This is a genomic window from Streptomyces yokosukanensis (genome assembly GCF_001514035.1).
Classification (GTDB): domain Bacteria; phylum Actinomycetota; class Actinomycetes; order Streptomycetales; family Streptomycetaceae; genus Streptomyces; species Streptomyces yokosukanensis.
This window is the reverse complement of sequence record NZ_KQ948241.1, coordinates 25,531-36,077: the sequence shown is the minus strand read 5'-3', so window position 1 is coordinate 36,077 and position 10,547 is coordinate 25,531. Positions and strand designations below refer to the sequence as shown.

Here is a 10,547-nt window from a genome sequence, read left to right as displayed (position 1 = left end):
CTCGCGTCACGGCGGACGAGCGGGCCGAACCCGCCGACGTGGCGTACTCTCTGGCGACCTCCCGGTCGGCCCTCGACCGCCGCGCCGTAGTGGTCGCGGGGGAGCGGGCCGAGTTCCAGGCCGCGCTGAAGGCGCTCGCCGCGGGCGAGTCCGCCGCTGGGCTGGTCCGCGGAACCGTGAACGCCGGTGCCCTGGCCTTCCTGTTCACCGGTCAGGGCAGCCAGCGCCTGGGCATGGGCCGTGAGCTGTACGACGCGTTCCCGGCCTTCGCCGATGCCTTCGACGCGATCTGCGCCCGGATGGACGGACTGCTCGAACTCCCGCTGAAGGACGTCGTCTTCGGCACCGACGCTGAGCTGCTCGACCGGACCGCGTACACGCAGCCCGCGCTGTTCGCGGTCGAGGTGGCGCTGTTCCGGCTCGTCGAGAGCTGGGGTCTGCGGCCGGACTTCGTCTCCGGCCACTCCATCGGTGAGATCGCCGCCGCGCACGTCGCGGGTGTGTTCTCCCTCGACGACGCCTGTGCGCTCGTCGCCGCCCGGGGCCGCCTGATGCAGGAGCTTCCGGCCGGTGGCGCGATGATCGCCGTCCAGGCTGCGGAGGACGAGGTCCTGCCGCTCCTCACCGGTGCCGACCGCGTCGGCATCGCCGCGGTCAACGGCCCGGAGTCGGTGGTCATCGCCGGCGACGAGGACGAGGCCGCCTCGATCGCGGCGGTCTTCGAGGCGCGGGGCCGCAAGACCAAGCGGCTCACGGTCAGCCACGCGTTCCACTCCCCGCACATGGACGGGATGCTGGGCGACTTCCGCAAGGTCGTCGAGGGGCTCGCCTTCGCGGCGCCCCGGATCCCGGTCGTGTCCAACCTGACTGGCGCGCTTGTTTCCGACGAGATGGGTTCGGCCGACTTCTGGGTGCGTCACGTCCGGGAGGCGGTTCGCTTCCTCGACGGGGTGCGGGCGCTTGAGGCCGCTGGTGTGTCGACGTACGTCGAACTCGGCCCGGACGGTGTGCTCTCCGCCCTCGCCCAGGAATGCCTCACCGCCGACACCGCCGACACCTTCGTCGTCCCCGCACTGCGCAAGGGCCGCCCCGAGGCCGAGGCCGTCACAACGGCGCTCGCCCAGGCCTTCGCCCACGGCGTCGACGTCGACTGGGACGCGTATTACGCCGGCACCGGCGCCCGCCGCGTCGACCTGCCGACGTACGCCTTCCAGCGGACGCGCTACTGGCTGGAGGAGGCCGCCCGCCCGGCGGTCGCCGAAGCCGAAGCCGCGGCCGGCGGTGCGGTCGACGCCGCCTTCTGGGCGGCCGTCGACAACGAGGACCTCACCGCCCTCACCGCCACCCTGGAGATCGACGCCGACCGGCCACTGAGCGACCTGCTCCCGGCCCTGTCCGCCTGGCGGCGCCGCAGCACGGAGCGCTCGGTCGTCGACGGCTGGCGCTACGCCGTCACCTGGAAGCCGCTCGGCGACCCGCAGACGACCGCGCGCCCCTCGGGCACCTGGCTCGTCGTCACCACCGCTCCCGCCGGGACCGGTTCCGCACTCCCCGGGATCGCGGACACCCTCCGGGCCCAGGGCGTCGACGTACGCGAGGTCGTCCTGGAGGCGGCCACGGCCGACCGTGCCGCCGTGGCCGGTCTGCTGGACACCGCGCTCGCCGGCGACCGGGCCGACGGCGTGGTGTCGCTCCTGGCCTTCGCCGAGGCCCCGCACCCGGCGCACCCGGCCGCACCGGCCGGGCTGCTGCTGACCGGGGCGCTCGTCCAGGCCCTCGGGGACGCCGGGGTCGACGCACCGCTGTGGTGCGTCACCGCCGGGGCCGTCGCGACCGGACCCGCCGACCGGGTACGCAGCGCCGCACAGGCACAGATCTGGGGATTCGGCCGGGTCGTCGCCCTGGAGCACCCGGAGCGCTGGGGCGGTCTCGTGGACCTGCCCGTCGGCGCGGACGGCCGGGCGTTGGAGCGGCTGCCGGCCGTGCTCGGCGCGACGGACACCGCGTCCGGGTCCGCGTACGAGGACCAGGTCGCCGTACGGTCCGCCGGGCTCCTCGCCCGCCGGATCGGCCACGCCGCCCCGGTGGCGGAGGACCGCACCCCCTGGCGGGCCGGCGGAACCGTCCTGATCACCGGCGGCACGGGTGCGCTCGGCGCGCACGTGGCTCGCTGGCTCGCCGCGCACGGCGCCGAGCACCTCGTCCTGGCGGGCCGCCGCGGGCCGCGGGCCGAGGGCGTCGACGAGCTGATCGCCGAGCTCGCCGCGCTCGGGGCCCGGGCCACGGCCGTCGCCTGCGACGTCACCGACCGCGAGTCCGTCCGTACGCTCCTCGCATCCCTCGGCAAGGACGGCTCCGGCCCGGCCCTGACCGCCGTGTTCCACACGGCGGGTGTCGGCCAGTACGCCCCGCTCGCCGAGAGTGGCCCCGGCGACCTCGCCGCGGTCCTCGCCGCCAAGGTCACCGGCGCCGAGCACCTCGACGAACTGCTCGGTGACACGGAACTGGACGCCTTTGTCCTGTTCTCCTCCATCGCCGGCGTCTGGGGCAGCGGCGGCCAGGCCGCGTACGCGGCGGCCAACGCCCACCTCGACGCCCTGGCCCAGCAGCGCCGCGACCGCGGCCTGACGGCCACGGCCGTGGCCTGGGGACCGTGGGGCGAGGGCGGGCTCGTCGCCGACGAGGAGGCGGCGGAGCAGCTGCGCCGCCGGGGCCTGCCGGTGATGGACCCCGAAAGGTCGATCGCCGCCCTCCAGCGGGCCCTCGACACCGGGGACACGACGGTGACCGTCGCCGACGTCGACTGGGACCTCTTCGCCCCGGCGTTCACAGCGGCCCGTCCGCGCCCGCTGATCGCCGACCTCCCCGAGGTACGGCGCGCACTGGCCGCCGGACAGCCGGAGCACGGCACCGGGACGGGCGGCGACGCCGGTACCGGGGCGGGACCGGAGCGGCTGCTCGCCGAGCTGCGGGGGATGACCCCCGACGAAGCCGAACGGACCCTGCTCGGCCTGGTCCGCGAGCACGTCGCCGCGGTCCTCGGTCACGACGGGGCCGCCACGGTCGCCGCGGGCCGCGCCTTCAAGGAGCTCGGCTTCGACTCGCTCACCGCGGTCGACCTGCGCACCCGGCTCGGCTCCGCCACCGGACTGCGCCTGCCCGCGAGCCTCGTCTTCGACCACCCCACCCCCGCCGCCCTGGCCGCCCACGTTCGCGCCGAACTCCTCGGCGAGGACACCGCGCCCGCGCTCCCGGCCATCGCGGAGATCGACAAACTGGAGTTCATCCTCTCGTCGGTCCCCGAGGACGACGCCGCCGAACGCGCCCGCGTCACGGCACGGCTCGAAACGCTCCTGGCGGACTGGACCAGGACCGACCGTGCCGCCCACGCCGCGCAGGACGAGGAATCCGCCATCGAATCGGCGTCCGCCGAAGACCTCTTCGACATCATCAACAACGAATTCGGAAAAGCCTGATCGTGATGCCCGATCCGATGACCGCAAGCAATCCGCATTTCTCCAGGAGGTGACGTTCCAGTGGCCGGCGTGAACGAAGAAAAGCTTCTCGAAAACCTGAAGTGGATGACCACGGAGCTGCGGCGGACCCGCCGCCGTCTCCAGGAGGTCGAGCAGGACGCCCACGAACCCCTCGCGATCGTCGCGATGAGCTGCCGCTTCCCCGGCGGCGTCCGGTCCCCCGAGGACCTGTGGCGGCTGGTCGACGGCGGCGGTGACGCCATCACCGGCTTCCCCGAGGACCGCGGCTGGGACATCGGCTCCCTCGCCGACCCCGACCCCGACCGCAAGGGCACCTTCTACAACACCGGCGGCGGATTCCTCGCCGACGCCACCGCGTTCGACCCGGGATTCTTCGGCATATCGCCGCGCGAGGCCCTCGCGATGGACCCGCAGCAGCGCCAGATCCTCGAAACCTCCTGGGAGGTCTTCGAGCGCGCCGGAATCGACCCCGCGTCCGTGCGCGGCAGCCGTACCGGCGTCTACATCGGTGCCGGCGCCATGGGATACGGGGCCGACCTGCGGGAGGTTCCCGAGGGACTCGAAGGGCTGCTGCTGACGGGCGGCGCGACCAGCGTGCTCTCCGGCCGCGTCTCCTACGTCCTCGGTCTGGAGGGCCCGGCCGCCACCATCGACACGGCCTGTTCCTCCTCCCTCGTGGCCCTGCACCTTGCCGGGCAGTCCCTGCGGCAGCGCGAGTGCTCGCTCGCCCTGGTCGGCGGCGTCTGCGTGATGCCCACCCCGGACGTCTTCGTCGAGTTCAGCCGCCAGCGCGGCCTCGCCGCCGACGGCCGCTGCAAGTCCTTCGCCGCAGCGGCCGACGGCACCGGCTGGTCCGAGGGCGTCGGCGTCCTGCTCGTGGAGCGGCTCTCCGACGCCCGCCGCAACGGCCACCCGGTGCTCGCGGTGGTCCGGGGTTCGGCCGTCAACCAGGACGGTGCGAGCAACGGTCTCACCGCGCCCAACGGGCCCTCCCAGCAGCGCGTCATCCGCCAGGCCCTGGAGAGCGCCCGCCTCTCGGCCGCCGAGATCGACGTCGTCGAGGCCCACGGCACCGGCACCCGCCTCGGCGACCCCATCGAGGCCCAGGCGCTGCTCGCCACGTACGGGCAGGAGCGCCCGGAGGGCCGGCCGCTGCGCCTGGGATCGCTGAAGTCCAACCTCGGCCACACCCAGGCCGCCGCGGGCGTCGCCGGCATCATCAAGATGGTCATGGCGATGCGGCACGGGGTGCTGCCCAAGACCCTGCACGTCGACGAGCCCACCCCCGACGTCGACTGGTCCGCCGGAGCCGTCTCGCTCCTCACCGAGGCCGTCGCCTGGCCCGAGACCGGTGCCCCGCGCCGCGCGGCCGTCTCCGCCTTCGGCGTCAGCGGCACCAACGCCCACACGATCATCGAGCAGGCCCCGCCGCAGGAGGCCCCCGAGGACGAGGAGGCCGCCCCGGCCCCCGTCCCGGTCCGGCCCGCCCTGCTGCCCTGGACGCTGTCCGGCCGCAGCGCCGCCGCCCTCCGGGACCAGGCCGCACGGCTGATCGCCGCCCGGGGCGGGGCGGCCGCCGGATCCTCCGCCCTGGACCTCGGCCACTCCCTCGCCACCACACGCGCCGCCCTGGAGCACCGGGCGGTCCTCCTCGGCCGCACCGACGCCGACCTCGACGGCGCCCTCGCGGCGCTGGCCGCGGGGGAGGAGGCCGCGGGCCTGGTCACGGACACCGTGGCCGAGGGCCGGACGGCTTTCCTGTTCACCGGCCAGGGCAGCCAGCGGCTCGGGATGGGGCGTGAGCTGTACGACGCCTTCCCGGTGTTCGCGAAGGCGCTGGACGCGGTGTGTGCGGGGATGCGGCTGGAACTGCCGCTGAAGGAGGTGCTGTTCGGCGGCGATGCGGCCGTTCTGGACCGTACGGAGTACGCGCAGTCCGCGCTGTTCGCGGTCGAGGTGGCGCTGTACCGGCTCGTGGAGAGCTGGGGCCTGACGCCGGACTTCCTGTCCGGTCACTCCGTGGGTGAGATCGCGGCCGCGCACGTGGCCGGGGTGTTCTCGCTGGAGGACGCGTGCACGCTGGTGGCGGCCCGTGGCCGGCTGATGCAGGCGCTGCCGTCGGGTGGTGTGATGATCGCGGTCCAGGCCTCGGAGGACGAGGTTCTGCCCCTGCTCACCGACCGAGTCGGCATCGCCGCCGTCAACGGCCCCCGGTCGGTCGTCATTTCCGGCGACGAGGACGCCGCGCTCGCGGTGGCGGCTTCCTTCGCCGACCGCAAGACCAAGCGACTGACGGTCAGCCACGCCTTCCACTCGCCGCACATGGACGGCATGCTCGACGCCTTCCGCGAGGTGGCCGAGTCCCTGACGTACGCCGCTCCGCGCATCCCCGTGGTGTCGAACCTGACCGGCGCCCCCGTCACCGACGAGATGGGCTCGGCCGAGTTCTGGGTCCGCCACGTCCGGGAGGCCGTCCGCTTCCTCGACGGTGTCCGGGTCCTGGAGGCCGCGGGCGTGACCACGTACCTCGAACTCGGCCCCGACGGCGTGCTGTCGGCCCTCGCCCAGGACTGCATCAACGCCGAAGAGGGCGCCTTCGTCTCCGCCCTGCGCGCCGGGCGCACCGAGCCCGAAACGGCCCTCGCGGCCCTCGCCCGGGTCCACGCCCGCGGCGCAGCCGTCGACTGGAGCGCGTATTACGCGGGCACCGGCGCCCGCCGCGTCGACCTGCCGACCTACGCCTTCCAGCACGAGCGCTACTGGCTGGCGCCCGGTGCCGCCGAGTCCGGTGACCTCTCAGTCGCCGGACTCGACCCAGCGGGCCACCCGCTGCTCGGCGCCGCCGTCACCCTCGCCGGGTCCGGCCGCGTCCTGTGCACCGGCCGACTGTCGGTGCGCACTCAGCCCTGGCTCGCCGAGCACACCCTGTCCGGTACGGCCGTCCTGGCCGGCGCCGCCTTCGTCGAACTCGCCGTCCGCGCGGGCGACCAGGCCGGCTGCGGACACATCGAGGAGTTGACGCTCGACGCCCCGCTCGCGCTGCCCGCCGACGGCGGCGTACGCCTCCAGGTGCTGGTCGAGGAGCCGGACGGGCAGGGTCGCCGAGCCTTCACCGTGTCCGCCCGCCCCGATGGCGCACCCGGCGAGGACGGTACGTGGACCTGCCACGCCCGCGGTGTGCTGCGCCCCGGCGCCCCCGCCCCGCAGGCCGCCCCCGCCGACCTCGCCCAGTGGCCGCCCGCCGGGGCCGAAGCCGTCGACCTCGGCCGCCTCTACGCCGAGGCGGGAAACGAGGCCGACGCGGACGGCCGGGCCCCGGGTCCGCGGCGCGGCCCGCTCTTCCGGGCCGTGGAGGCGGCCTGGCACCGCGACGGCGCCTACTACGCCCAGGTGCGCCTCCCCGAGGACGCCCCGCAGGCGGACGCCTTCGGCCTGCACCCGGTGCTGCTGGACGCCGCCGCGCACGCCGCGGCCCTCCTGGCCGACCCGGCCGCCGGCATCCCGGCCGCCGGCACCGCCCCCGGCAGCGTCTGGTCCGACGTGGCCCTGCACGCGGTCGGTGCCGGAGCCCTGCGCGTTCGCGTCCGGCCCGCCGCCGACGGCACCGTCGCCCTGGACCTCGCCGACGACCTCGGCGACCCGGTCGCGACCGTCGGCCGGCTGGCTCCCCGCCCGTTCACCGCCGGGAACGACGCCACCGCGCGGCCGGAGCTGCCGGCCGTGGTGCGCGAGGCGCTGTTCCAGCTCGACTGGGTGCCGCTCCCGGCGCAGGCGGACCCCACCGCCGACGCGGCCGTTCCCGCCGGGGACTGGGCCGTGCTCGGCGACACCGGGTACGGAACGGCCCCCCGCCACGCCGACCTGGCGGCCCTGGCCGCTGCGGCCGACGCCGGGACGCCCGTCCCCGCGTACGTCCTGGCCCCCCTCCCGCGGTCGGCGGCCGGCACCACCCCGCAGACCCTGACCGGGGCCGTGCACCGGGCTCTCGGCCTGGTGCACGACTGGCTCGCCGACGAGCGGTTCGCCGCCTCCCGCCTGGTCGTCCTGACCAGCGGCGCCGTCGCCGGACCCGCCGAGGACGCCGCCGACCTGCCGAACGCCGCCGTCCGCGGCCTGCTGCGCAGCGCCGAGACCGAGAACCCCGGCCGGTTCGTCCTGGCCGACGTCGACGACCTGTCCGGCGCCGACACGGCCGTCCTCGCCGCCGCCCTCGACTCCGGGGAGCCCGAGCTGCTGCTGCGCGACGGAGCCTGCCACGTGGCCCGGCTGCGGCGGACCCGCGCGGACCGCCCGGCCTCCGCTGCCGCTGCCGTCACCGTCGACCCGCAGGGCACCGCGCTGATCACCGGCGGCTCCGGCACCCTCGCCGGGATCGTCGCCCGCCACCTGGTCACCGCCCACGGTGTCCGCCACCTGTTGCTCCTCGGCCGCCGTGGCGCCGATGCGCCCGGTGCCGCCGAACGCACCGCGGAACTGCGCGGGCTGGGCGCCGAGGTCACTTGGGCCGCCTGCGACGCCGCCGACCGCGACGCGCTGGCCGCCGTCCTCGCGACGGTCCCCGCCGAGCACCCCCTGACCACCGTGGTCCACACGGCGGGCGTCCTCGACGACGGGGTCCTCGCCTCCCTCACCCCCGACCGCCTCGACACGGTGCTGCGACCGAAGGCCCTCGCCGCGCTCCACCTGCACGAGCTCGCCCGCGACCTGCCGGTCACCGCCTTCGTCCTGTACTCGGCCATCGCCGGTGTCCTCGGCAGCGCGGGCCAGGCCAACTACGCCTGTGCCAACGCCTTCCTGGATGCCCTCGCCCAGCACCGCCACCATCAGGGCTTGCCCGCCACCGCACTCGCCTGGGGCCTGTGGGCCGACTCGAGCACGATGACCGCGGGCCTCGACGAGACCCAGCTGCGCCGCATGGAACAGCAGGGCGTGGGTGCCCTCACCGCCGCCGACGGCATGGCACTCCTCGACGCCGCGCTCGCCTCCGGGCGCCCCGCGCTCGTCCCCGCACGCCTGAACCCGGCCGCACTGCGCGACGCCGCGGCACCCGGCCCGGTTGCCCCCGTCTTCCGAGAACTCCTCGGACCGGCGGGCCGTCGTACCGCCGCCACCCGTACCGACGGTGACACCCAGCTCGCCGAGCGCCTCGCCGTACTCACCCGGGCCGAACAGGACCGAGCCCTGCTCGAACTGGTCCGGGCCCAGGTCGCCGCCGTACTGGGGCACGCCTCGGCCGAACGGGTCGAGCCCGCCAAGGCGTTCAAGGACCTCGGCTTCGACTCACTGACCGCGGTCGACCTGCGCAACCGCCTCGGCGCGGCCACCGGACTGCGCCTGGCCAGCACGCTCGTCTTCGACCACCCCACGCCCACGGCGCTCGCCCGGCAGCTGCACGGCGAACTCCTCGGCAACGCGCCCGCCGCCCCGGCGCTCGCCGGACCCGCCACCGCCACCGGTGACGACGAGCCCATCGCCATCGTCGCCATGAGCTGCCGCTACCCCGGCGGCGTCCGCAGCCCCGAGGACCTGTGGACGCTCGTCGAGACCGGCGGCGACGCCGTCGCCGGACTCCCCGGCAACCGCGGCTGGGACGCCACCGAACTGACCGCCGCATCGGCCGGCCACGGCCGCGACTTCGCGGGCGGGTTCGTCCACGACGCCGACTCCTTCGACGCCGACTTCTTCGGGATCTCCCCGCGCGAGGCCCTCGCCATGGACCCCCAGCAGCGCCTGCTGCTGGAGGCCTCCTGGGAGGCCGTCGAGCGGGCCGGCATCGACCCGACGTCCCTGCGCGGCACCGCCGCCGGCGTCTTCGTCGGCGCCTCCTACACCGGCTACGACGCCCTGCTGGAGCGGTCCGCCGACGCGGACGGCGTCCTCGGCCACGTGATGACCGGCAATGCGGGCAGCGTCATGTCCGGCCGGGTCTCCTACACCCTGGGCCTGGAAGGCCCCGCCGTCACCGTCGACACCGCCTGTTCGTCCTCGCTGGTCGCCCTGCACTGGGCCGTCCAAGCCCTGCGGCGCGGCGAGTGCACCCTCGCGCTGGCGGGCGGCGTCACCGTGATGTCCACCCCCGGCACCTTCAGCGAGTTCAGCCACCAGGGCGGCCTCGCCCCGGACGGCCGGTGCAAGGCCTTCTCCGCCGCGGCGGACGGTACGGGCTGGGGCGAGGGCGTCGGCATGCTCCTTGTGGAGCGGCTCTCCGACGCCCGCCGCAACGGCCATCCCGTCCTTGCCGTGGTCCGCGGCTCCGCGATCAATCAGGACGGCGCGTCCAACGGCCTGACCGCCCCGAACGGCCCCGCGCAGCAGCGCGTGATCCGTGCCGCGCTCGCGAGCGCCGGGCTGCCGGCCGCCGAGGTCGACGCGGTCGAGGCGCACGGTACGGGCACCCGGCTCGGCGACCCGATCGAGGCGCAGGCCCTGCTGGCGACCTACGGCCGGGACCGTGCGGACGGCCGTCCGCTGCTGCTGGGCTCGGTCAAGTCCAACATCGGTCACACGCAGGCCGCCGCCGGTGTCGCCGGCGTCATCAAGATGGTCATGGCGATGCGGCACGGAGTGCTCCCGCAGACCCTGCACGTCGACGAGCCGACCCCGCACGTGGACTGGACGGCGGGTGACATCCGCCTCCTGACCGAGGCCACGGCCTGGCCCGCCGGCGACCGGCCGCGCCGCGCCGCGGTGTCCTCCTTCGGCATCAGCGGCACCAACGCCCACACCATCATCGAGCAGGCCCCCGACACGGACGGGCCGCGGTCCCGGGCGGCTGCCACCGGCCCGGTGCCCTGCGTACTGTCCGCCCGGACCCCGCAGGCGCTGCGCGCCCAGGCCGCCCGGCTGCTGCCCTCGGCGGCCGCCGCGGTCGCCGAGGACGGCTCCGGCCTCGTGGATCTGGCCCGCTCCCTGGCCACCGGCCGGGCAGGTCTGGAACACCGGGCGGCCTTCACCGCCACCGACCGCGCCGGTCTGCTCCGCTCCCTCGAAGCCCTCGCCACCGGTGAGGACGCGCCGGGGCTCGTCCGCGGCACGGCCTCCGGCCGCGCG

2 protein-coding genes are annotated in these 10,547 nt (G+C 75.6%); both read left to right on the top strand.

Translation table 11 applies throughout. The features are described 5' to 3' along the window. Nucleotides 1-3,476, top strand: a 3,476-nt coding sequence (locus AQI95_RS42325; protein WP_482255597.1) for an SDR family NAD(P)-dependent oxidoreductase, incomplete at its 5' end; no start/stop codon positions are given. A 69-nt stretch (nucleotides 3,477-3,545) separates the two neighbouring features. After that, nucleotides 3,546-10,547, top strand: a 7,002-nt coding sequence (locus AQI95_RS45990; RefSeq protein ID WP_167362002.1) for a type I polyketide synthase, incomplete at its 3' end; no start/stop codon positions are given.